At 47.2% G+C, this 22,880-nt stretch carries 28 protein-coding genes and 1 pseudogene; 23 read left to right on the top strand and 6 right to left on the bottom strand.

Annotated elements, in window-relative coordinates; all coding sequences use genetic code 11:
* Both AC4E8B_RS16975 and AC4E8B_RS16970 read left to right on the top strand, forming a co-directional pair.
* On the top strand, positions 1-246 hold the full coding sequence (locus AC4E8B_RS16975; RefSeq protein ID WP_490214512.1) for a YqkE family protein: 246 nt from the start codon (positions 1-3) through the stop codon (positions 244-246).
* Positions 243-800 (top strand): annotated as a pseudogene (locus AC4E8B_RS16970) (GrpB family protein). Before AC4E8B_RS16975 ends, AC4E8B_RS16970 begins: the two are co-directional and overlap by 4 nt.
* Positions 801-839: 39 nt before the next feature.
* Here AC4E8B_RS16970 and AC4E8B_RS16965 read toward each other — a convergent pair.
* Together AC4E8B_RS16965 and mciZ are read right to left on the bottom strand one after the other, a co-directional pair.
* Positions 840-1,760 carry an aldo/keto reductase gene (locus AC4E8B_RS16965; RefSeq protein ID WP_490214511.1) on the bottom strand — a complete coding sequence of 307 codons (921 nt, stop codon included), beginning with the start codon at positions 1,758-1,760 and terminating at the stop codon, positions 840-842.
* A gap of 68 nt (positions 1,761-1,828) precedes the next feature.
* The gene (gene mciZ / locus AC4E8B_RS16960) at positions 1,829-1,996 is read right to left on the bottom strand and encodes a Z-ring formation inhibitor MciZ (protein WP_490214510.1); all 168 of its coding nucleotides are present in this window, start codon (positions 1,994-1,996) and stop codon (positions 1,829-1,831) included.
* Between the two features lie 73 nt (positions 1,997-2,069).
* Here mciZ and AC4E8B_RS16955 point away from each other — a divergent pair, with 73 nt between their 5' ends.
* Together AC4E8B_RS16955 and AC4E8B_RS16950 are read left to right on the top strand one after the other, a co-directional pair.
* Positions 2,070-2,624, top strand: coding sequence for an NUDIX hydrolase (locus AC4E8B_RS16955; RefSeq protein WP_490214509.1), 555 nt, complete (start codon positions 2,070-2,072; stop codon positions 2,622-2,624).
* A 23-nt stretch (positions 2,625-2,647) separates the two neighbouring features.
* Complete coding sequence (locus AC4E8B_RS16950) at positions 2,648-3,790, top strand: endonuclease Q family protein (protein WP_490214508.1); 1,143 nt, start codon at positions 2,648-2,650, stop codon at positions 3,788-3,790.
* A 97-nt stretch (positions 3,791-3,887) separates the two neighbouring features.
* Here the strand turns inward: AC4E8B_RS16950 and AC4E8B_RS16945 are convergent, their stop codons facing one another.
* Positions 3,888-4,454, bottom strand: coding sequence for a GNAT family N-acetyltransferase (locus tag AC4E8B_RS16945; RefSeq protein WP_490214507.1), 567 nt, complete (start codon positions 4,452-4,454; stop codon positions 3,888-3,890).
* Positions 4,455-4,605: 151 nt separating this feature from the next.
* On the opposite strand from AC4E8B_RS16945, the gene spoIIM reads away from it, so the two are divergent.
* The 16 genes from spoIIM to lysA all read left to right on the top strand — a co-directional run bounded on the left by spoIIM (position 4,606) and on the right by lysA (position 18,738).
* The gene (gene spoIIM, locus AC4E8B_RS16940) at positions 4,606-5,250 is read left to right on the top strand and encodes a stage II sporulation protein M (RefSeq protein ID WP_490214506.1); all 645 of its coding nucleotides are present in this window, start codon (positions 4,606-4,608) and stop codon (positions 5,248-5,250) included.
* A gap of 143 nt (positions 5,251-5,393) precedes the next feature.
* Positions 5,394-5,858 (top strand): ferric iron uptake transcriptional regulator, encoded by a 465-nt coding sequence (fur, locus tag AC4E8B_RS16935; RefSeq protein ID WP_490214505.1) that lies wholly within the window; start codon positions 5,394-5,396, stop codon positions 5,856-5,858.
* A 143-nt stretch (positions 5,859-6,001) separates the two neighbouring features.
* Positions 6,002-6,229, top strand: a complete 228-nt coding sequence (locus tag AC4E8B_RS16930; RefSeq protein WP_490219745.1) for a YqzK family protein — start codon at positions 6,002-6,004, stop codon at positions 6,227-6,229.
* 7 nt (positions 6,230-6,236) lie between these two features.
* Positions 6,237-7,130 carry a site-specific tyrosine recombinase XerD gene (gene xerD, locus AC4E8B_RS16925; protein ID WP_490214504.1) on the top strand — a complete coding sequence of 298 codons (894 nt, stop codon included), beginning with the start codon at positions 6,237-6,239 and terminating at the stop codon, positions 7,128-7,130.
* Positions 7,131-7,343: 213 nt separating this feature from the next.
* Positions 7,344-8,525, top strand: a complete 1,182-nt coding sequence (gene deoB, locus AC4E8B_RS16920; protein ID WP_490214503.1) for a phosphopentomutase — start codon at positions 7,344-7,346, stop codon at positions 8,523-8,525.
* 120 nt (positions 8,526-8,645) lie between these two features.
* Positions 8,646-9,467 (top strand): purine-nucleoside phosphorylase, encoded by an 822-nt coding sequence (locus AC4E8B_RS16915; protein ID WP_490214502.1) that lies wholly within the window; start codon positions 8,646-8,648, stop codon positions 9,465-9,467.
* 23 nt (positions 9,468-9,490) lie between these two features.
* The gene (locus tag AC4E8B_RS16910) at positions 9,491-10,795 is read left to right on the top strand and encodes a pyrimidine-nucleoside phosphorylase (RefSeq protein WP_490219743.1); all 1,305 of its coding nucleotides are present in this window, start codon (positions 9,491-9,493) and stop codon (positions 10,793-10,795) included.
* A 262-nt stretch (positions 10,796-11,057) separates the two neighbouring features.
* A complete protein-coding gene (locus AC4E8B_RS16905) occupies positions 11,058-12,218 on the top strand; it encodes a D-alanyl-D-alanine carboxypeptidase family protein (protein ID WP_490214501.1) in 1,161 nt (386 codons plus the stop codon).
* Positions 12,219-12,405: 187 nt separating this feature from the next.
* Positions 12,406-12,756, top strand: a complete 351-nt coding sequence (gene spoIIAA, locus AC4E8B_RS16900; RefSeq protein ID WP_490214500.1) for an anti-sigma F factor antagonist — start codon at positions 12,406-12,408, stop codon at positions 12,754-12,756.
* Between the two features lie 2 nt (positions 12,757-12,758).
* Complete coding sequence (gene spoIIAB / locus AC4E8B_RS16895) at positions 12,759-13,199, top strand: anti-sigma F factor (protein ID WP_490214499.1); 441 nt, start codon at positions 12,759-12,761, stop codon at positions 13,197-13,199.
* A 12-nt stretch (positions 13,200-13,211) separates the two neighbouring features.
* Positions 13,212-13,970: an RNA polymerase sporulation sigma factor SigF gene (gene sigF / locus AC4E8B_RS16890; protein WP_490214498.1), complete on the top strand. Its 759-nt coding sequence runs from the start codon at positions 13,212-13,214 to the stop codon at positions 13,968-13,970.
* Positions 13,971-14,113: 143 nt separating this feature from the next.
* A complete protein-coding gene (locus tag AC4E8B_RS16885; protein WP_490219741.1) occupies positions 14,114-14,734 on the top strand; it encodes a stage V sporulation protein AA in 621 nt (206 codons plus the stop codon).
* Positions 14,724-15,143, top strand: a complete 420-nt coding sequence (locus tag AC4E8B_RS16880; RefSeq protein WP_490214497.1) for a stage V sporulation protein AB — start codon at positions 14,724-14,726, stop codon at positions 15,141-15,143. Before AC4E8B_RS16885 ends, AC4E8B_RS16880 begins: the two co-directional genes overlap by 11 nt.
* 28 nt (positions 15,144-15,171) lie before the next feature.
* Positions 15,172-15,747 carry a stage V sporulation protein SpoVABEA gene (gene spoVAEA / locus AC4E8B_RS16875; protein WP_490214496.1) on the top strand — a complete coding sequence of 192 codons (576 nt, stop codon included), beginning with the start codon at positions 15,172-15,174 and terminating at the stop codon, positions 15,745-15,747.
* Positions 15,734-17,218, top strand: coding sequence for a spore germination protein (locus tag AC4E8B_RS16870; RefSeq protein WP_490214495.1), 1,485 nt, complete (start codon positions 15,734-15,736; stop codon positions 17,216-17,218). The genes spoVAEA and AC4E8B_RS16870 overlap by 14 nt, the downstream gene beginning before the upstream one ends.
* A 200-nt stretch (positions 17,219-17,418) precedes the next feature.
* Positions 17,419-18,738: a diaminopimelate decarboxylase gene (lysA, locus tag AC4E8B_RS16865; RefSeq protein WP_490214494.1), complete on the top strand. Its 1,320-nt coding sequence runs from the start codon at positions 17,419-17,421 to the stop codon at positions 18,736-18,738.
* A 59-nt stretch (positions 18,739-18,797) separates the two neighbouring features.
* Here lysA and AC4E8B_RS16860 read toward each other — a convergent pair whose 3' ends face one another.
* Complete coding sequence (locus AC4E8B_RS16860; protein ID WP_490214493.1) at positions 18,798-19,670, bottom strand: DUF1002 domain-containing protein; 873 nt, start codon at positions 19,668-19,670, stop codon at positions 18,798-18,800.
* A 455-nt stretch (positions 19,671-20,125) separates the two neighbouring features.
* Here AC4E8B_RS16860 and AC4E8B_RS16855 point away from each other — a divergent pair, with 455 nt between their 5' ends.
* Positions 20,126-20,479: a GNAT family N-acetyltransferase gene (locus tag AC4E8B_RS16855; protein ID WP_490214492.1), complete on the top strand. Its 354-nt coding sequence runs from the start codon at positions 20,126-20,128 to the stop codon at positions 20,477-20,479.
* Between the two features lie 28 nt (positions 20,480-20,507).
* Here AC4E8B_RS16855 and AC4E8B_RS16850 read toward each other — a convergent pair whose 3' ends face one another.
* Both AC4E8B_RS16850 and AC4E8B_RS16845 read right to left on the bottom strand, forming a co-directional pair.
* Positions 20,508-21,041, bottom strand: coding sequence for a DUF309 domain-containing protein (locus AC4E8B_RS16850; protein WP_490214491.1), 534 nt, complete (start codon positions 21,039-21,041; stop codon positions 20,508-20,510).
* A gap of 121 nt (positions 21,042-21,162) precedes the next feature.
* Positions 21,163-21,264 (bottom strand): YjcZ family sporulation protein, encoded by a 102-nt coding sequence (locus AC4E8B_RS16845; protein WP_129612023.1) that lies wholly within the window; start codon positions 21,262-21,264, stop codon positions 21,163-21,165.
* Positions 21,265-21,528: 264 nt separating this feature from the next.
* Here AC4E8B_RS16845 and AC4E8B_RS16840 point away from each other — a divergent pair, with 264 nt between their 5' ends.
* Complete coding sequence (locus tag AC4E8B_RS16840; protein ID WP_490214490.1) at positions 21,529-22,281, top strand: segregation/condensation protein A; 753 nt, start codon at positions 21,529-21,531, stop codon at positions 22,279-22,281.
* Between the two features lie 5 nt (positions 22,282-22,286).
* A complete protein-coding gene (scpB, locus tag AC4E8B_RS16835) occupies positions 22,287-22,874 on the top strand; it encodes an SMC-Scp complex subunit ScpB (protein WP_490214489.1) in 588 nt (195 codons plus the stop codon).
* The last annotated feature ends 6 nt before the right edge of the window (positions 22,875-22,880 follow it).

Genomic DNA, 22,880 nt, shown 5'->3' with positions numbered 1-22,880 from the left:
ATGAAGAAAAAACGCCAGCCAACACAGCAGAAAAAAGATGATAAGCCGGTTACACTCGGTGATATGCTGAATCAGGACCTGATGGACCAGCTGAAGGCAGCAAAGAAGCAGCTGAAAGATGAGGAAGTGAAGAAGGCGGAGGAAGAGGAAAAAAGAAAGAAAGAGGAACGGCGTTTAAAAGAGAAGAATAAGAGCTTTGAAGAGCTTCTCCAAGATAGCGATTTAAATTGGAAAGAGTATAAATGATGGAAACCGGGCCGAGGAAGGTGGATGTCCTGCCGTACAGCCGGAGCTGGCCCATTTCCTTTGAGAAGGAAAAAAAGCTGCTCGCCGAAGTATTCGGCAGCACGGCAGTCATCCGCCATATCGGAAGCACCTCCATTCCCGGCATGAGTGCTAAACCCATCATCGATATCCTGGCCGAGGCGGACAGCATTGCTCTTTTTGAGCAGGCAGCCGACAGGCTGAAAGAATAGGGCTATATAGCAAAAGGAGAAAACGGGATTCCTGGCCGGAGGTATTTTGTAAGATTTACCGGAGCGGGTGAAAGGCTGGTGCATCTGCACTGTTATCCAAAGGGGCATAGGGAAATCGGCAGGCATCTTCTGTTCCGGGATTATCTGCGGGAACATCCGGAGGAAGCCGATTTATACAGCAGGACAAAGCTGAAAGCCGCCCGGAAATATCCTTATGATATTGAATCTTATATCAAGGAGAAAGATCCGGTGGTAAAACTGCTTGATGGAAGGGCGCTGGATTGGCACCTGCACAATAAAGAAAAGGAACAGGAAGTATTATAATCCTGTTCCTTTTTTTGATTATATGGCAATCGCCATGTCCTATCTGTGCTGTCCATATTGATTTGCCAGGCTGATAGACCTGATGGCCTCCAGTTCTTCAGCCGATAAAGGATCAGCTGCCGCCGCCCTTGCATTCTCCCTGACCTGTGCAGCCGAGCTGGCGCCAGCAGCCACAGATGCAACGACAGAGCTGGAAAGCACATATTGAAAGGCCAGTTCTGTCATTGAGCGGCTGCCTGCCGCATCTTTCAGCTGGCGGAGAACATCTTCAAGCTCTGTATAGCTGTAATCAAGATAGCCGTTTTCCTTTACGGACCCAGAGGCTTTGCCCAGCATCTTATCGCTCAGCATCCCCTTGGCGAGAGGCCCGCGGGCCACAACGCTGATAGCATTCTCCTTAAGAAGCGGCAGGGCTGTCTCCTCAGGGCGGCGGTCAAGGATGCTGTACTGCATCATCACGGAAGAGATATTGGACTTTTCCACGTATTCGCGGATTACATTAGGCCTGATGGAAGATATCCCATAGTTGCGGATATAACCCTCCTCTTTCAATTCCTCAAAAGCTTCAATTGTCTCTTCAATCGGATCATCAAGGGTCCCGCCGTGAAGCTGGTACAAGTCGATATAATCAGTTCCCAGCCGTTTCAGGCTTGCTTTGACCGCTTCTTTGATATATGCCTTTGAAGGGTCCCAGCTCCATCCGTCTTTTGCTTCGTTCCAGCGGTTGCCTGCTTTTGTGGCAATAATGACATTTTCACGAACTTCCCTGAGTGCTTCTCCGACGATTTTTTCATTTTCCCCGAAATCGTATAGATCGGCAGTATCAAAATAATTTACGCCTTCTTCCAAAGCAGCTTCAATGATTTTCCTGCCTTCCAGGGCATCTGTTCTGAGCGACATGCAGCCGAGCCCAAGCTCGCTTACATACAATCCTGACTTTCCAAGCTCCCTCTTTCTCATATCCTCACCTCAAAATTATGATGAATTCATTGTATCGAAAAGAGGGGCAGGGGTACAAATATAAGAGATTATTTTACCCTCCGGAGCCGGACTTCCTTCCGTCCGGCGGCTGCATCTGCCGAATCGATCCATTCCTTGAGCAGCGTATGTTTACTGCCGTACTCTCTTAATTTTTCACGGATTTCCCATGCCTTTCCTGCAAGGATGACGCCTTTAGAGTGGACGTGGATTTTCAATTCATACTCCCCCAAATAAAGTATGATAAAATGTATGAGCAGATAATCGGATTAGAACTGGAGTGATAGAACAGTGAATCATCCTTTAGAAGAAAAAACGATAAAGACTGAGCATATTTTTAACGGGAAGGTCATCAGCCTGCAGGTGGACGATGTGGAACTGCCGAACGGAAAAAACTCAAAGCGTGAAATTGTCAAGCATCCTGGAGCGGTAGCTGTCATTCCCCTTACAGATGACAACAAGATCGTGATGGTAGAGCAGTTCAGAAAACCCCTTGAAAAAGCAATCGTGGAAATTCCGGCAGGCAAGCTTGAAAAAGGCGAGGATCCGGAACTTTGTGCAAAGAGGGAGCTTGAAGAGGAGACAGGCTATGTGTGCGGAGAAATTGAAAAGCTCGTTTCCTTTTATACTTCACCAGGATTCGCTGATGAAATTCTCCATATTTACGCTGCCAGAAAACTGAGCAAAAAAGAAAATCCTGCCGTTCCGGATGAAGATGAGTTTGTCGATGTGATTGAGCTTAGCCTTGAAGAGGCGGAGGCTTATATAGAAGAACAAAGAATTCATGATGCGAAAACGGTTTATGCTGTCCAATATCTCCAGATCGAACAGCTGAAAAGCAGATGACTCTCCAGTCTTATTATGCTGATATGCACATCCATATCGGCCGGACAAAGTCAGGCCGCGCCGTTAAAATAACCGGGGCCAGATCCCTTGTTTTTTCCAATATCATTGAGCATGCAAGGGACAGCAAGGGACTTGATATGATCGGGATTATTGACTGCCATTCTCCTGAGGTCATTGCGGAAATGGAAGGGCTGATGGCCTCGGGCGAACTTGTGCAATCGCCTGAAGGAGGCCTGCTGTACGGCGGCCTTGCAATCATCCCGGGGGCAGAGCTTGAAATCTATGATGAAAGCTGCAAGGGCCCTATCCATGTGCTCTGCTATTTTCCAAGCCTTGATGATATGAAGGAATTCTCTTCATGGCTGAAAAGCCGCCTCAAGAATATCCATTTAAGCTCACAGCGCATTTATGCATCAGGGAAAGAGCTGCAGTCACAGGTGAAAGCACTTGGCGGATTATTCATTCCGGCCCATGTCTTCACGCCTTTCAAAAGCATGTATGGAAAAGGAGTGGACCGGTCGCTTGAGGAGGTTTTTGATAAAGATCTTATAGATGGGATTGAGCTGGGCTTAAGTTCGGATACAGAGATGGCGGATCAGATACAAGAGCTGCACAAATATCCATTCCTGACAAATTCAGATGCCCATTCACTCGGGAAGATAGCCAGGGAATATCAGCAGATTGATATGGCCGGGGCTTCATTCAGGGAGTTTCAGCTAGCCTTAAAAAAAGAGGGTGGAAGAGGGATTTCTGCCAATTACGGACTGGATCCGCAGCTGGGAAAATATCATCAGACGGTTTGTATGGATTGCCATTCCCCTCTCTCGCCCGGGCAGTCTGGCTGCAGGGAGTGCGGAAGCAGCAAACAGGTGAAGGGAGTGGCCGATCGGATTATGGAGCTGAAGACAGCTGTGGATGCACCGGCAGACAGGCCGCCATATGTCCATCAAGTGCCGCTCGAATTCATTCCCGGCCTAGGCCCAAAGATACTGGAAAGGCTGCTGGATCATTTCGGGACCGAAATGGATATTCTTCACAGAGTGCCGAAGGAGGCCCTGGAAGAGGTTATTCCCCATAAGCTTGCAGAGCTGATCGCCAAAGCGAGGAGCGGGCAGCTCAGCTTGAAAGCAGGCGGCGGAGGAAAGTACGGAAAAGTTGAGCATTGACAGCGCGGGAAGCAGGAACGAACCAGGCCCTGTCCCTGTTTATATTTAGAAATCGTCACAGCAGGCCGGATCCCCTAAGCGCGGATCCGGCCTGTTTCTATTCTTTTAGTTTCGCAAAGATGCAGGTATCCCGCAAAGCTTCTCCACTGGCGCAGAGAGTGTTTTTCTTCAATGTAGTTTCCAGCGTAAAGCCGAGTATTTCGGGGATTTTCCTGCTGGCAATGTTCTCCGGATCGCATCGTATTTCGATCCTATTGGCAGACAGGCTGCCGAAGGTAAACTCAATAAGGGCTTTGACCGCTTCTGTAATATATCCTTTCCTGTGGTGGCGCGTATCGCACCAGTACCCGATTTCAAACCGGCCGGCTTCCCAATCGATGCGGTGCAGGCCAGTCGATCCGATGAATCGGCCGTCTTCTTTGCGGTATATATGGAGGCGGATATCTTCCTTCAGCCAAAATTGGGCATATGATCTGCGGATTCCAGCTTCTGTTTCTTCAGGGGACTGCTCTTTGGCAGCGAAAGGCAGCCATTTTTTCAGCTCTTCCTTTGATGCCATGACAGCATCATATACTTCTTTCCCATCGCCAGGCAGGCAAGGGCGGATATACAGTCTTTCTGTCTCTGCGATGATCTCAGGGAAATCGATTAAAACAGGATTCATTTTCCATTCCTCCTTTATGATTGTTCCGATTATATCTGGTGCCGCAAAGACTGGCAATATTTTTTTGAATAATGGCAAAATGATAGATGCTTGTCATAGAATGCTGTCTTCTGCATAGGATGTAATAACAGATTCTACAGGAGGAAGAGCAATGAAGAAACGTATGTACCAGAACTTTGCAGCCACTCATTTTCGCGAGCATTCCTCGATCTACTTATTCGTCATCGTCCTGTTTCTGATGGGGGTTATATTCGGGGCCGTAGTAGTGAACAGCATGAGCTTCAATCAAAAGGAAGATTTGTATTATTATCTGTCGCAGTTTTTTGGACAAGTATCTGCCGGAACTGTGGCTGAGTCAAATGATCTTTTCATCCAAAGCCTGTTTCATAACAGCAAGTTCATCGGCCTGATGTGGCTTCTCGGAATCTCGATCATCGGCCTGCCTGTCATCCTGGTGCTTTTATTTATGAAGGGGATGGTTGTGGGGTTTACTGTCGGCTTTCTAGTGAATCGGATGGGCTGGGACGGTTTTCTGCTTTCCTTTGTATCGGTCATGCCGCAGAATCTTATCATCATTCCGATATTCATAATCACTGCAGCAATGACAGTGGCTTTGTCCTTGAAAATGATCAGGCGGCAATTCATGAAAAATCTCGGACAGCCTGTTATGCCGATGTTTGGAAAATATGTGGCGGTGTTCTGCATGGCGATTGTATTGCTATCAGTCGCAGCAGGCATAGAAGCCTATCTTTCCCCGGCCCTGATGAAATCGGTTGTCAGCAGCGTAAAGCCTTAAATAAAATTTTATAATTGTTTTCATATAATAATAACTTTGTTTTGATAATGTTTGTATCTTCTTATTTATAATGATTTTATTTTGAAAACATCTCCCTATCTGTTATAATGAGAGCTGACAGTGCGAGGGAGGGACTTTACGGGATGGAGACTAGAATAGATAGAATAAAAAAGCAGCTGCATTCGTCAAGCTATAAACTAACGCCGCAGCGTGAAGCGACAGTCCGTGTGCTGCTGGAGAATGAAGAAGATCATCTGAGCGCGGAAGATGTGTACCTCCTTGTCAAAGAGAAGTCGCCTGAGATAGGGCTGGCGACCGTTTATCGCACATTGGAGCTGTTAACGGAACTGAAAATTGTCGATAAAATCAACTTTGGTGATGGAGTTTCCCGCTATGACCTCAGGCAGGAAGGCGCCGCCCATTTCCACCACCATTTAGTATGCATAGAATGCGGGGCAGTAGATGAAATCCAGGATGATCTTCTGGAGGATGTCGAAGCGATTGTCGAGCGTGACTGGAACTTTAAGATCAAAGATCACCGCCTGACATTTCATGGCATCTGCTACCGCTGCCAGGATAAAGATGATAGCGCCGATGAGGCTGATTGACGGGAACCTTTTCTTTTAACCGGAAAAGGTTTTTATTATTTTCCGGAAATCCGCTGGAATGGCCAAAAGCTTTAGCCAGGGAGGTATAAATCTTGTCCAGCTTGGCATATCTTTTACTATAGAATGCAGCTGGAGGAAGAATGATGAGATCATGGATGATCATGACATTTAAAACATTGAAGGTATTTGTCCTGTTTACGGGATGTACAATCCTTTTTTATTATGGGCTTTTATGGTTAAATGAAGAATATCAGAGCTATCATCGCTATGATGAGCCGGAAGGCAGCGCCGTCAGGGTATCAGGTGATGCAGTTTCTGATGAAACCGACTGGTTTGACAGACTGATTCTGTTTTACCTGAATGGGGAGTAATGCATAAATGGAAGACAGGCTGAAAGATTTTGTCCACTTTTTAATGATTGAAAAGGGACTGGCTAACAATACGATTGTCTCTTATGAACGTGACTTGAAAAGTTATCTGAAATTCATTGTGAAAAGCGAAGGGCTTGCCAGTTTGAATGAAGTCCAGAGGGTCCACATCGTCCAGTTTCTGAAAAGGCTGAAGGAGCAGGGGAAATCCGCTAAGACACTTGCCAGGCATATTGCTTCCATAAGGGCCTTCCATCAGTTCCTGCTGAGGGAAAAGGCATGCGAAACAGATCCATCTGTACATATTGAGTCTCCGCAGCAGGAAAGAACCCTTCCGAAAGTCCTGAGCATGGCGGAGGTGGAAACCCTCCTGGAGTCGCCGTCCGACTCGAGTCATTACAGTCTCCGCGACAAAGCGATGCTTGAGCTTCTGTATGCAACAGGCATCAGGGTCAGTGAACTGATCGGCCTCCAGATAGGAGATGTCCATTTAACGATGGGCTTTGTCCGCTGCATCGGGAAAGGGAATAAAGAAAGAATCATCCCGATTGGGAAAACGGCTTCAGAGGCAATTGAAAGATACCTTCTGCAGGGAAGGCCGCATTTTGTTTCCAAAAGCCGCAGAGATGATACCTTATTCCTGAACCATCATGGAAGGCAGCTGACCCGCCAGGGATTCTGGAAAATCCTGAAAAAGCTTGCGGGCGATGCAGGCATCGAAAAAGAGCTCACTCCGCATACTTTAAGGCATTCATTTGCCACCCATCTGCTGGAGAATGGAGCTGACTTGCGTGCAGTACAGGAAATGCTCGGGCATGCGGATATATCGACAACCCAGATTTATACTCATGTAACGAAAACAAGGCTGAAGGATGTGTATTCAAAATTCCATCCCCGTGCCTGAAAAAAAGGCGCTTTGTATCTATAAAAAAATAAATCTAACAAAACTGCTGAATATAAAGCAGTTTTTTCTTGTTTTTTAGGCTGTTTATTTTGTAGAATATAGATGTCAGACTTCTGACGAATTTAAACCTCTTGCAGGTTAATCCTTTTGAAAAAGGGTAACATATACCTGTAAAATAAATTGAAAACGTGTACATGTTTAGGAGGAGATTACATGAATCCGCATACATATAAAAGAATCTTTCTCATTGTAATGGATTCGGTGGGAATAGGCGAGGCGCCGGATGCAGATCGCTTTGGCGACAAGGGCTCTGATACGCTCGGCCATATCGCTGAAAGAATGAACGGGCTGGATATGCCGAATATGGGCAGGCTGGGGCTCAGCAATATTAAAGAAATCAAAGGTATTGAAAAAGCAGAGAAGCCGCTCGCTTCTTACACAGTGATGCAGGAAGCATCAAACGGAAAAGACACCATGACAGGACATTGGGAAATCATGGGCCTGAATATCGAAACCCCGTTCAGGGTATTCCCTGACGGCTTCCCGGATGAACTGCTCTCAGAGCTTGAAGCCCGCACAGGCAGAAAAATCATTGGAAACAAGCCGGCAAGCGGAACAGAGATCCTTGATGAGCTTGGGGAAGAGCATATGAAAACAGGCGCGCTGATCGTGTACACCTCGGCAGACTCGGTACTGCAGATTGCAGCACATGAAGAGATTGTGCCGATCGATGAGCTGTACAGCATCTGCAAAATCGCCAGGGAACTGACACTTGACGAGAAATACATGGTTGGAAGAGTGATAGCGCGTCCGTTCATCGGGCAGCCGGGAGAGTTCAAGCGTACACCCAATCGCCATGACTATGCCCTGAAGCCATTTGACAGGACCGTCATGAATGAACTGAAGGACGGCGGCCTGGATGTGCTGGCGATCGGGAAAATTTCTGATATCTATGACGGCGAGGGCGTGACAAAGTCGCTCCGCACTGAGTCTAACATGGATGGGATGGATAAGCTCCTTGAAACGATGGATATGGATTTCACAGGATTGAGTTTCTTGAATCTTGTTGACTTTGATGCCCTTTTCGGACACAGAAGAGACCCTGAGGGCTACGGAAAAGCGCTTGAAGAATATGATGCGCGCCTGACTGAAGTCTTTGATAAGCTGAAGGAAGATGACTTGCTCATCATTACCGCTGATCACGGGAATGACCCCGTCCACCCCGGAACTGACCATACACGTGAATATGTGCCGCTGTTGGCTTATTCCAAGGGCATGTCAGGCGGAAAAGAACTGCCGGTCAGACAGACATTCGCCGATATCGGCGCGACTGTAGCGGAAAACTTTGCTGTGGCGGCACCGAAGTTTGGAATAAGCTTTTTGGGCGAATTGTAAACCTGCACCATCATCTTAAACAACTGACTATGCTGAGCATATAAATGAAACTGGCAGCGGAAGGCCAAGTCTGATTCTGCAGCCTGGCTCAGCATATTCATATAAAAAGGGGATTATAGAATGGACTACGGAAAAATTCAAAATGCAGCACAATTTTTAAAAGGAAAGTACGGAGAAACCCCAAAAATCGGTCTGATCCTTGGCTCCGGTCTCGGTATTCTCGCAGATGAAATCGAACAGCCGGTAAAGATTCCTTATAATGAAATCCCGGATTTTCCTGTTTCAACAGTTGAAGGGCATGCAGGCCAGCTTGTATTCGGCCTTCTGAACGGTGTGCAGGCTGTAGCGATGCAAGGGCGCTTCCACTATTATGAAGGATACAGCTTTGACAAAGTCACTTTCCCTGTAAGGGTAATGAAAGAGCTTGGAGTGGAAATCCTGATTGTCACCAATGCTGCCGGCGGTGTAAACGAAAGTTTTGCACCCGGCAATTTAATGCTGATTTCCGACCATATCAACAATATGGGAAGCAATCCGCTGATCGGGCCGAATGATTCCAAGCTTGGCGTCCGTTTCCCTGATATGTCGGAAGCCTACTCCAGGGAGCTGCGCAAGCAGGCAAGGGAAATTGCCAGCAAGCTGAATATTTCCATCCAGGAAGGTGTTTATGTCGGGAATACCGGCCCGACATATGAAACGCCTGCCGAGGTAAGGATGCTCCGCACCATGGGCGGGGACGCAGTGGGCATGTCGACTGTGCCTGAAGTAATCGTGGCAAGGCATGCCGGCCTGAAAGTACTCGGCATTTCCTGCATTTCCAATATGGCAGCAGGCATACTGGATCAGCCGCTGAACCATGAAGAAGTAATTGAAACGACTGAAAAAGTGAAGGCGGACTTCCTAGCTTATGTGAAAGAGCTTGTACGCCAGTTTGGTGCTTAAATAAAGAAAAAGTGGTGACGAAAATGAGAATGGTGGACTTGATAGAAAAGAAACGCGACGGCAAGGAACTGTCTTCGGAAGAAATCCAATTTATAATTAAAGGCTACACTGATGGTTCGATTCCTGACTATCAGATCAGTGCTTTGACGATGGCAATCTTTTTCCGGGGCATGACGGAAAATGAGAGAGCAGATTTGACGATGAGCATGGTGGAATCAGGCGATAAGATCGATCTGTCGAAAATCGAAGGCATCAAAGTAGACAAGCACTCCACAGGGGGAGTCGGCGATACAACTACGCTGGTGCTCGGCCCTCTTGTAGCAGCAGTTGGTGTACCGGTTGCGAAAATGTCCGGCCGGGGCCTTGGCCATACAGGCGGTACGATCGACAAATTGGAGGCGGTTGAAGGCTTCCACGTAGAAATAGAGAACGAAGAGTTCATCAAGCTGGTTAACCAGAACAAAATTGCCGTTATCGGACAGAGCGGCAACCTCACGCCGGCGGATAAGAAATTATATGCGCTCCGCGATGTGACGGCAACGGTTGACAGTATCCCGCTGATTGCCAGCTCCATCATGAGCAAAAAGATTGCAGCCGGCGCAGATGCCATCGTCCTTGACGTGAAAACCGGGGCAGGCGCCTTTATGAAGACGCTGGATGATTCAAGAGAGCTTGCAAAAGCGATGGTAAGGATCGGGAACAATGTCGGCCGCAAAACGATGGCAGTCATTTCAGACATGAGCCAGCCGCTTGGTTTTGCCATTGGCAATGCGTTGGAAGTGAAAGAAGCGATCGACACATTAAGAGGCGAAGGACCGGAAGATCTGACTGAACTGTGCCTTGTACTCGGAAGCCATATGGTTGTGCTGGCTGAAAAGGCAGAAACTCCGGCACAAGCACGCGAAATGCTGGAGCAGGCGATCAAGGATGGCTCCGCCCTAGAAGCAATGAAAACATTCCTCAGCTCACAGGGAGGCGATGCTTCGGTTGTCGATGATCCTTCCCGCCTGCCGCAGGCCAAATTTGTTTATGAGCTTGAAGCAAAAGAAGACGGCTATGTTTCAGAGATCGTCGCTGACGCCGTGGGAACGGCTGCCATGGTCCTTGGTGCAGGACGGGCGACAAAAGAATCAGAAATCGATCTTGCCGTCGGCCTGATGCTCCGCAAGAAGATTGGAGACACTGTCTCAAAAGGAGAATCACTTGCCACCATCTACAGCAACTTCGAGGACGTAGAAGAAGTCAAAGAGCGCCTTTACAGCAACATCAAAATCACGGCTGCTAAAGCAGATGCTCCTGTACTGGTGCATGAGGAAATTACTGAATAAGACTGTATGGAAAAGCTGCATCCTGAAGGGGTGCAGCTTTTTTCTGCGTTCAACCCTGTCCCCATCCCCTCAGCACCAGCCTGAAATACTGGAGAATGCACCCTTCCGGCACTCGGAGAAAACCCTCTGATCTGCAGTCCCTGAATATAGCAATCCATCTGAAGCCCCTTATGCAAAATAAAAACATCACCTCCGCTGATTTATTGTATAAATTTGTCTCCTTTGGAAAAAATGGAGGCTATAAAGAATGGAGGGTTATGTGATGAAGCGAATCGTTTCTATAATGGTGTTTGTTTTAATATCAGCAATGATGGCACCGGCAGCCTTAGCCGAAGAAAGCGGTGTGAAGCTGGTTGACAACGTAAAATCGGCAATTTTGATTGAGCGGGATACCGGGGCTATTTTATATGAACAAAACAGCAAAGAACAGCTGCCTCCAGCCAGCATGACCAAGATCATGACCATGCTGCTGATCATGGAAGCTATTGATACAGGAAAGCTTTCCATGAATGAAAAAATCAGGGCGAGTGAATATGCTGCCTCCATGGGGGGCTCGCAGATATTCCTTGAACCGGGTGAAGAAATGACCACAGAACAGATGCTGAAAGGGATTGCCATCGGATCAGGAAATGATGCTTCCGTTGCCGTGGCAGAAAGGCTCGCCGGTTCAGAAGAAGAGTTCGTCAAAATGATGAATAATAAAGCCAGGGAGCTGGGCTTGAAGGACACGGAATTCAAAAATGCGACAGGCCTTCCGGTAACCGAGCACTACAGCACAGCCCATGATATGGCCCTTATGGCCAAGGAACTGCTGAAATATGAAGGTATAACCAAGTTCACGGGAACTTATGAAGCCTATTTACGGGAAGATACCGATAAGAAATTCTGGCTGGTGAATACAAACAAACTGGTCCGCTTCTATCCGGGAGTCGACGGTTTGAAGACAGGCTTTACTAATGAAGCGAAATATTGTCTTACAGCTACAGCAGAGAAAAATGGGATGAGGGTAATCGCAGTCGTCTTTGGCGCTCCTACATCCAAGGAAAGAAATGCACAGGTGACCAAGATGCTGGATTATGCTTTCAGCCAGTATGAGACCCATCCAATGTACAAGCGGAGTGAAGCACTTGGATCTGCCAATGTCAGCAAAGGCGAGAAAAAGCAGGTGGAAGCTTTGACAAGCGAGCCGATCTCCCTGCTGACAAAGAAAGGTGAAGACACGAAAGAAGTCAAGAAAACCGTCATCCTGAAAAAAGATCTTAAGGCCCCAATCGCTAAAGGCGATCAGATTGGTACCCTGAAGGTTGAAAAAGACGGGAAGACCATCGTAGAGAGTCCGCTGGTGGCCAAGAGTGAAGTAAAGGAAGCAGGCTGGTGGACACTGTATAAACGGGCTCTGGGCATCTTTACGAAATCAAACTGATGTCGAAAAAAAGGCGCATCAAGGAAAATTTAGCGAAAGCGCACTAGTTTTGCCTCCAGGAAGGAATAAGGGCCTCTTTCAGCGAAATTGACTGTCTAGAAAGGCTTGTTCCATGCAGGGCAGCATCGGGCATGGACGGCCGGCCGGACCTTGAATTTTCCGGCAGCAGAGAAGGAGGCTATCAATCATGGGTCTAATGATTGGACTGGAAGTAAAAAATGATGTGCTGTGCATTCGCTTAAGCGGAGAACTGGACCACCATATGGCAGATGAATTAAGGGAAAAGGCAACAAGTGCCATTGAGTCTTACGGGATCCGCCATATTGTCCTCAATCTGGAGCAATTAACCTTTATGGACAGCTCAGGCCTGGGAGTGATCCTGGGCAGGTATAAGCAGATTAAGCAGCTTCACGGCGAAATGGTCGTCTGTGCAATTTCACCGGCGGTACAAAGGCTATTCGATATGTCGGGGCTGTTTAAAATCATCCGTCTTGAGCCGTCAGAGGAAAATGCACTGCAAAGATTGGGGGTTGCCTGACAATGAGAAATGAAATGAATCTTCAGTTCAGCGCTTTAAGCCAGAATGAATCCTTTGCCCGTGTGACAGTCGCGGCTTTTATCGCCCAGCTGGATCCGACAATGGATGAACTGACTGAAATCAAGACGGTCGTATCAGAGGCGGTGACCAATTCGATTATTCATGGCTATGAAAATGACAGTAAAGGGATAGTTTATATTTCTGTCAGCATCGAAGACGGCTTCATCGATATGACAATCAGGGATGAAGGCCAAGGGATCGGGGATGTGGAGGAAGCCAGGCAGCCCCTGTTTACGACCAAGCCAGAGCTGGAGCGCTCAGGCATGGGCTTTACGATCATGGAAAATTTCATGGATGAGATAGAAGTTCGCTCACACCCAGGAGAAGGCACCGAAATCCGTTTAAGGAAGCATTTATCAAACAGTAAAATGCTATGCAATTAAGGGAGTCATGCTATGGATGTGGAGGTAAAGACCGATAAGACACAGACGTATCTCAAGGATCACGAGGTAAAAGAACTCATACAAAAAAGCCAGGCAGGAGACCAGAGTGCGCGGGACACGATCGTGCAGAAAAACATGAGGCTGGTCTGGTCTGTTGTCCAGCGTTTTCTCAACAGAGGGTATGAGCCGGACGATTTATTCCAGATTGGCTGCATCGGCCTCCTGAAGTCGGTTGATAAATTTGATCTGAGCTATGATGTAAAGTTTTCCACCTATGCTGTCCCGATGATCATCGGGGAGATACAGCGCTTCATCAGGGATGATGGAACTGTGAAGGTCAGCCGTTCACTGAAGGAATTGGGAAATAAGATCCGAAAGGCAAAGGACGAGCTGACCAAAAATTTTGGACGGATTCCGACTGTAACAGAACTTTCCGCTTATCTGGAAATCCCTCCTGAGGACATCATCCTTGCCCAGGAAGCTGGAAGGACGCCATCCTCCATTCATGAAACAGTGTATGAAAACGACGGCGACCCTATCACACTGCTGGATCAGATCGATGATGGAAATGATGGCAAGTGGTTTGACCAGATCGCCCTTAAAGAGGCAATCCGCGAGCTGGATGAACGGGAAAGGCTGATTGTGTATCTCAGATATTATAAAGATCAGACACAATCTGAAGTGGCAGCAAGGCTGGGAATATCACAGGTGCAGGTGTCCCGGCTCGAAAAGAAAATCCTGCAGCAGATGAAAGACCGGATGGATATGTGAATCCTCCGGTCTTTTTTTTGTGCGCTGGACCCGGGGCACTCCTGAACGGCTTTTCCAATATCGCCAATTTTTGGTCAACATGATTGGATTATTTCTACGAATACTATTTATACAAGGAAAACACTGTTTGGGAAGTGATCATAATGGAAAAAACGGTTTATGTCCGGCTCAGGAACCGTATTCAGGTGCGCCCGCAGGCTTCCGTCCAATTAAAGGATATAGCTTTGATAATTGCAGATGAAACACTGTATGAACGATTAGGGAGTCTTTCCATCCATCGTGTTTCAGATCATGACCGAAACATTATTGTGATTGACATTGTCCAGGTAATCCAGGCCATTGCCGCGGAAAAGCTGCATCTGGATATACAGGCTGTCGGTCCCTCCCAGACAATCATTGAGGTGATTTACAAAAAGAAAAAGGCTTCCACAGCATTTTTCCTGCTGATCTGGTTTCTGCTGTTCTTTGGTGCAGCACTGACCATCATGAATTTTCATGAAGACGTCAGCATGCAGACAGTGCATCAGCGGATCTATACCATCATAACCGGCAAAGTGGAGAAAAAGCCCCTGCTGTTCCAGATCCCCTATTCACTTGGCCTTGGACTCGGCATGATCATATTCTTCAATCATGTCTTCAAGAAAAGGCTTAATGAGGAGCCCAGCCCGCTCGAGGTTGAAATGTTCAATTACCAGCAGGATCTCGACCGGTATGTCATCATGCATGAAAATAAAGAAAGCATGAAGAACCTTGATGACCATTAGTATCATTATCGTCATTTTCCTGGGATTTGCGGGTGGCATATCTGTCGGGGCAGGATTTGTTGCTTTTCTGACTGTGCTGGGGATCATACCAAGGCTGACCCAGCTGTCAAAGACAATGAAAATGATTCATCATTATGAATGGGCGGTCGTCATCGGGGCGGTTGCAGGGACAACTGCAAGCCTTCAGGACCCGAGGCTGTATTTTCCCGGCTTTATCCTCATTCTGTTCGGGCTTGCCGGCGGAATCTTTGTGGGGATGGTGGCCGCAGCTCTTACAGAAGTGCTGAACGTCCTGCCGCTCCTGGCCAAGAGGCTTGGGATTGACGGGAAAATAGTCGTTCTGCTGATGGCCATCGTATTTGGGAAAGTATTTGGATCTCTGTTTCACTGGATGTATTATGTAGACTGACTATGTAAAGCGAAAGGACATCAAAGCAATGGATGAACGGAGGAAAGTCATACTGATTACAGATGGCGATGAGTATGCAAGAAGGACTGCAGAGCATGTTGCGAAAGATATTGGCGGCAGGTGCATCTCTATGTCCCATGGGAATCCATCTGTTTTGTCAGGGCCGGATATCGTCAAGATGATCAAGAAAGCCCCCAATGACCCTGTTCTTGTCATGTTCGATGACTCCGGCTATGTCGGTGAGGGGCTTGGTGAGACCGCTCTTAAATATGTGGCAGGCCACAAGGATATTGAAGTGCTCGGTGTGATTGCGGTTGCTTCAAAAACAAGGCAGGCGGAATGGACCCATGTGGATGTTTGTGTCGACCGGTACGGTGAGCTTACGCCGTATGGCGTGGATAAACTCGGGGTCGCTGAGATGGAAATTGGCAAAATGAACGGGGATACGGTCTATTGCCTCGACGAATTGGACGTTCCCCTGATTGTCGGGATCGGCGATATCGGCAAGATGTCACGAAGGGACCATTATGAAAAAGGCTCTCCCATCACCAAAAAGGCGGTGGAACTCATTCTGGAAAGGAGCGGATTCTGTGGCGGAAACTAAAAAGAAAAATAAAACCCCTATTTCAGAATCACCCGGCAGAAACGAAGACTTCATGAAGGAGCGCATCGGGCTTGGCGTCAGCTTTGACCTCGGTGTCAGGAAGCTGCAGATCCTGAAGAAAGAAGTTCAGATTTATTATGTAAATGGATTATGCGACACTTCCTTCATCACTCAAATCCTTGAAGAGCTTGTTGAAATCAACGATCATGAGAAGCTTTCCTCTAACATTTTTAATATCGTGAAAAACCGCATCGTCAATCAGTCGGTGCAGCCGATTGAAACGATGGATGAGCTGGTGGATCAGGTGCTGTCCGGCCTGATTGTCATATTGGTCGAAGGGGAGACGACGGGACTTGTTGTCGATGTCAGAAGCTATCCCGGCAGAACACCGGAGGAGCCCGATACAGAGAAGGTTGTGAGGGGATCAAGGGATGGCTATGTAGAAAATATCATTGTTAATACCGCCCTGACCAGAAGGCGGATCAGGGATGAGCGGCTCCGCTTTGAAATCATGCGGGTAGGGGAGCGTTCCAAAACTGATATAGCGATCGCCTATATTAAGGATGTCGCCAGTACAGACCTGATTGAAGTAGTCAGACAGGAAATACAGTCAATTGATATTGACGGATTGACAATGGCGGATAAAACGGTTGAAGAATTTCTTTTAAAACAAGGATATAATCCATATCCGCTCGTCCGTTATACAGAAAGGGCCGATGTCGGAGCGACCCATCTGCTGGAAGGGCATGTCCTGATTTTCGTTGATACATCGCCAAGTGTGATCATTACGCCAACGACCTTTTTCCATCATCTGCAGCATGCTGAGGAATACAGGCAGTCACCGGCAGTCGGCACATTCATCCGCTGGATCCGCTTTGTCGGGCTGCTTGCCTCCCTATTCCTGCTGCCATTATGGTTTTTATTCACACTGGAGCCGCAACTGCTCCCGGAGGCCATCAAGTTCATCGGCCCGAATGAAAAGACAAACATACCAATCGTCATACAGATCTTTCTGGCAGATATCGGGATTGAATTCCTGAGAATTGCTGCAATCCATACACCTACACCGCTTTCAACCGCAATGGGATTGATTGCAGCTGTCCTGATCGGACAAATTGCCATTGATGTCGGACTGTTTGTACCGGAAGTCATTCTCTATGTGGCGGTTGCATCCATCGGAACCTTTGCAACCCCAAGCTATGAACTGAGCATAGCCAATAAAATGGCCAGGCTTGCCATTCTGATTTGTGTCGCCCTCTTCCATACGCCGGGCTTCATTATCAGCATAACGGTGTTCATCCTCCTGCTTGCGAGCATCAGGTCGCTGAACACGCCATATTTATGGCCGCTGCTGCCTTTCAGCCCGAAAGCATTTTTGCAGATTCTGATCAGAAGATCTGTACCGGGGTCGAAAATCAGGCCAAGCATCGTCCATGCGAAAAACCGCTATAAGCAGCCGGCCAAAAATTGATTATCATGCTAATACTAATTGCAGTTTTCTGTAAAATATGATAAGTTTTTAACTAAATAAAGGACTAAAGAAAGTGAAATAGACAGTTCAGAAACATGGACTGTCTATTTTATATAGGCAGGGATAAATCGGGGCTGGGAAAAAGCGGCCGCGGCAGTCTATAATAAGAGTAACAGTTTAGATGGAATGAGGGAGTAAGCATGTTTTTTCATGGGACAGCAAGAGTAAATGGACAATCACACTTAGAAATAGGCGGAATGGATACAGTTGAATTGGCAAAGCAGTTCGGGACACCGGTTTACGTGTATGATGTGGCACTGATCCGTGAAAGGGCAAGAGGGTTCAGGGAGACATTCGAAAAGCTTGGGGTGAAATCCCAGGTTGCTTATGCGAGCAAAGCTTTTTCTTCCATTGCCATGATTCAGCTGGCTGAAGAAGAAGGGCTGTCGCTTGATGTAGTTTCCGGCGGAGAGCTGTATACAGCATTGGCGGCAGAGTTTCCTGTCGAAAGAATTCATTTTCATGGGAATAATAAAAGCAGGGAAGAATTGGAAATGGCCCTCCATTATGGCGTCGGATGCATCGTAGTCGACAATTTTGATGAGCTGGAGCTGCTCAGCTCTGTCTGTGAAAAACAAAAAACGAAAATAAAGATCCTGCTGCGCGTGACACCCGGAATCGAGGCGCATACCCACGATTATATCCTGACAGGGCAGGAGGATTCCAAATTCGGCTTTGATCTGCAAAATGGACAGGCTGAAGCAGCGCTCAAGCAGGCACAGTCTTCCCCATGGCTCGAAACACTCGGCATCCACTGCCATATCGGATCGCAGATTTTTGAGACGACAGGCTTCATTCTGGCAGCGGAAAAAATATTCGAAAAGCTGTCAATCTGGAAAAAAGAACTATCCTATGAACCGGCTGTGCTGAATCTTGGCGGAGGCTTTGGCATCCGGTATACAGATGAAGACGCACCGATTGCGGCTTCTAAATATGTTGAAGAAATCATTAGTGAAGTGAAAAAGCTGGCCGGCAGCTATCAGATGGAAATGCCTGAAATCTGGATTGAACCTGGCCGTTCGCTTGTCGGCGATGCAGGGACAACTCTGTATAAAACAGGCGCTAGGAAGGATGTCCCGAATGTCCGCCAATACCTGGCGGTGGACGGGGGAATGAGCGATAATATCCGTCCTGCCCTTTATCAGGCAAAATATGAAGCCGTGCTAGCCAACCGGCCGCTCGAAAAAGCGGAAGAAACGGTCTCTATTGCCGGCAAATGCTGCGAGTCAGGCGATATGCTGATATGGGACCTGCCTTTGCCGAAAGCGGAACGGGAAGATCTTCTGGCTGTTTTTTGTACAGGAGCCTACGGATATTCCATGGCCAACAACTATAACCGCATCCCGCGGCCGCCGGTTGTATTCGCAGAGAATGGCGAAGCACGCCTTGTCGTCAAAAGGGAAAGTTTTGAGGACTTGATCCGCCTCGACCTGCCGCTGCAGGAAAAAATCAAGAATTAAGAAAAAGCAGCCGAATGGCTGCTTTTTTCAGATTGCTGCTGTTAAGCTCCTCCATTTTTCTATGAGAAAAAGGCTTTAACAGCGTCGATTGCACTTGAGAAAAAGCGTTTCAGGCTCTCAAGGAACCCCTGGCCTTCGTCACTCTCAAGATAGTTGGTGATTTTATCCTTTGCTTTATCAAGCTGATCTCCCACCTGGTTCCAGTCGATGTTCAAATCCTTCAGCTTGTTGAACAGGTCAATCAGGCTTTGCATTTCTTTATCTGTCAGGGTGATGCCAAGGTCCTTTGCCGCGTTTTCGATGATGCTCTGGAGCTCTTCATCGCTGGCTGGTTTATTTTTGCTTATTTCTTCTTTGATCTTTGCTATCAGGGCGGCAGCATTTTCATTTCCAACCGAATCGCCAAGCTTGGCTGTTTCAACCATTTCTTCATTGGCTGCCTGCTTGACCTCTTCAGGTATCGTCTCATCAGCTGAGATTTCATATGCCTTTATGATGCCGGTAAGGGCTGCGGTCCCGGAGACAGGCGAAGGAGCGGTAATATAGATTTCAGCATCTTTAACTCCAGCTGTGATCAAGGCATTGATATACATTTCGTCCGTTACCCAGTTGATATTCTTCGTTTCTACCGCAAGTCCTGAACCGGGTTTGGCGATTGTTGTCGCTGAAGAAGAAATGGCTCTTGTGCCAATGAGCGCTTTGCTGATATAGCTGCCCAGATATTGATGTTCCTCTTCATTTGACACTGTGATAGTCATGGCGTCCTTTGGCGCTTCCATTTCGGCAAGCAGAGCGCTTTTCTGTTCATCGGAAAGGTTTTCGCCGAGGGTGACGATCATATCCCCTTCGGCCATGTCTGCTGCAGCTCCCGCTGGAAGAATGAGCATCAGAGCAAGGGCGAACAGCATTATATTTTTGCATCGTTTAAGCATAATGTTCCTCCTAATCTTGTATACGCAGGCTGGACCCTATATTAATAGACGTACATAATGATATAAAAGTTTCGGGGAGAATGCATGCCTCTGCAGCCAATAGTCCCTATTTTCCCGGCGGGATAGATAAAAAAACGCATTTAGTGTAGAATAAAAAAGGAGTTTGGCGATTGGAGGCAAATTATACAATGAAAAAAAATAACTGGCTGCTTTTCTCCTTTTTCCTGGCCATCGGGCTGATTTGGGGGTTCATCTACTGGCTGGTCATAGTGCCTGGATCCTGATTCAATATATATGATTGCTGCCTGGCTGAAATTTTTGTATCATAGTGATTATTAGTGGAACCTGCAACAAAAATGCTTTCTTACATATCATATACTAGCCGCCATGAAGTTTAGACAATGGCTTTATGGGAAAAGATAGTTTGGAAATGTTTTATTTAATGAGGGATAATTATGCTAATTCGATATAAAAAGACATTCGAAAAAATTGCCATGGGCTTATTATCATTTATGCCTAATGAAAAGGATCTGAAAAAGCTGCAGCAGACAATGAAGCAGTATGAGTCTGATGACGGCTGGCAGCTGTTCCTTTGGAAGCAGGATGATATAACAGGGCTGATCGGGGTTTCTTTCATTGACGGCCCCGCAATGGAAATACAGCATATTTCCGTAAGTCCTTCACATCGCCAGCAGGGCATCGGAAGATCAATGGTCAAGGCTTTAAGGGATCTGTACCCTGACAGGAAGCTCGTCAGCAATGAAAATACAGAACCGTTTGTCGACAAGTGCACAGATGAAGATTGCTGAAAAGGCAGAGAACCTGGTTCTCTGCCTTTTATTGTCCGGTATCATTGCGTTCCTTTTGTGCGTCCATTGCAGCCTTCCTCTCCAGGATCACTTCCGTCCGGTCTCTCATTGAATGCCGGTGAATGAGCATCTGGTCGGAAAGATCACTTGGGCTTCCCCAAACAAGGCCGAGTGATTCTGCCTTTCTGGTGCATAGTCCGGCAAGCTCCGGATCGGCCAGGGGAATGAAGGGGCTTGTGTAATTTTCTCCTTTGGCAATGCTCTCCAATCTCCCATTTATCAGCAGCATGAATTCTGCGGCGCTGATTCCCAGCTCTTTCAGCTGGAGCGGCACCTTGTCCAAAATAGACAGGGATTTCCGCAGCGTCCGTTCGGCACCTGGAAAGTTGCGGCGGCGATGGTGATAGGCGGAAACCGCGAACAAAATGAGCCCTACCCAGACAGAGTCCTTATTCCGCGGGTCTGCTTCTTTCCAGTATTCTTCAAGCACTTCATGGCATTCGAAATAATCGCGGTCTGCATGGAAATGGACAAGATACTTTATATATTCTTCAGGGTACATAAAGACCTCCTTTTGCGCTGATGGCATTTTGCACTTATTTTATCATATTCCGGCTTGGAGCGGAGCGGGGGACAGTATCAAGAAGAAAGCCCGGCTTATGCCGGGCCTTCAGTCTATAGTTTTAGAAGCACCATGATGCTCCCACGATGATCAACAGAATGAACAATACCACTATTAAGGCGAACCCGCCTCCGTAACCGTAACCTGCACCTGCTTCTGACATTTAACCGATACCTCCTATATAGTCTGCGTTTTTCTTTACAAATGCATCTTATGCAGGAATGGGCCGTAACGTATGGGCGACTGGAAAAAAGCTTGAAGAGAAGGGATTCCTGCCCCCGGCTTTCTGGGAATTTGTCTGTATTTTTCTATTGGATATCAGAATGGAATCCTCTATACTAGTAATAGCCATTTACAGCATCGAACCTGCCTGTGTAAGGCGGGAAAGCAGCAGGCAAAATTCAAAATTAGAAATTATGGTGGAAATATGCAGTATAATGTGAAGATTGACGCGTTTGAGGGGCCTCTTGACCTGCTTCTTCATTTAATTAATCGCCTTGAAATAGATATATACGATATACCTGTAGCAGAGATTACTGAACAGTATCTTATTTATATACATACAATGAAAGAGCTCGAACTTGATGTTGCGAGTGAATTTCTTGTCATGGCCGCGACCCTGCTTGCCATTAAGAGCAAAATGCTTCTTCCAAAGCATGAAGAAGAGCAGCTGGACGATGAGTTTGATATGGAAGCAGGGGAAGAAGATCCCCGTGACGAGCTTGTTGAAAGACTTGTAGAATATAAGAAGTATAAAGAAGCTGCAGCGGAGCTCAAAACGAAAGAGCAGGAGCGCGGGCTGATGTTTACAAAACCGCCAAGCGATTTATCGGATTATGCAAAAGACACGCAGCCTGAAAAGGCAGACTTGAATGTGTCGCTGTATGACGTGCTGGGAGCGTTCCAGAAGCTGATGCGGAGAAAGAAGCTCCAAAAGCCGGTCACAGCAAAGGTGGCAAGGCAGGAAATACCCATCGAGAAGAGGATGGATGAAATCCTTGATCTGCTTCAGCGGGCAAGGGTGAAGACAAGCTTTTACGATTTGTTTCCTTCTGATGAAAAAGAACATCTTGTCGTCAGTTTCCTCGCTGTGCTGGAACTGATGAAGAGGAAACAAATCGAGCTGAATCAGGAACATAATTTTGCAGAGATTTTTGTATCTGCAAAGGAGGATCAATAAAAGTTTTGGAAATCGTAAATTGGAAAGGGATAACAGAGAGCCTGCTCTTTGCGGCGGGAGATGAGGGATTATCCCTGAAGCAGATCGCCGAGGTGCTGGAGATGGATGAAAGCCAGGCGGAAACCATTCTGCAGGAGCTTATCCAGTCCTGTGAAGAAGACCGCACGAGAGGCATTACAGTGGCCCAGTTTGCCGGCACCTACCAGCTGGTCACGAAGAAGGAGAACTCAGATTATCTTAAGAAATTGGTGGAGACCCCCGGGACAGGCTCCCTGTCACAGGCAGCATTGGAAACCCTGGCTATCATCGCATACAAACAGCCGATCACAAGGATGGAAATAGAAGAGATCAGAGGCGTGAAAACAGAGAGGCCGCTCCATACACTTGCTGCCAAAGCCCTGATAAAAGAGGCCGGAAGGGCAGAAGGTGCAGGCCGGGCCTATTTATATGCCACGACAAAGGAATTTCTTGATTACTTCGGCTTGAAGAGCATAGACGAGCTTCCGCCATTAACTGAAAATGAAGAGGATGAATATGCCCGGGATGACGCAGATTTATTTTTCGAAAAGTTTCAGGAAACCCTTGATAATTGATTTTTC

The sequence above is a fragment of the Bacillus sp. SRL543 genome (assembly GCF_984799205.1).
This window is presented reverse-complemented; position numbering and strand designations above follow the sequence as displayed.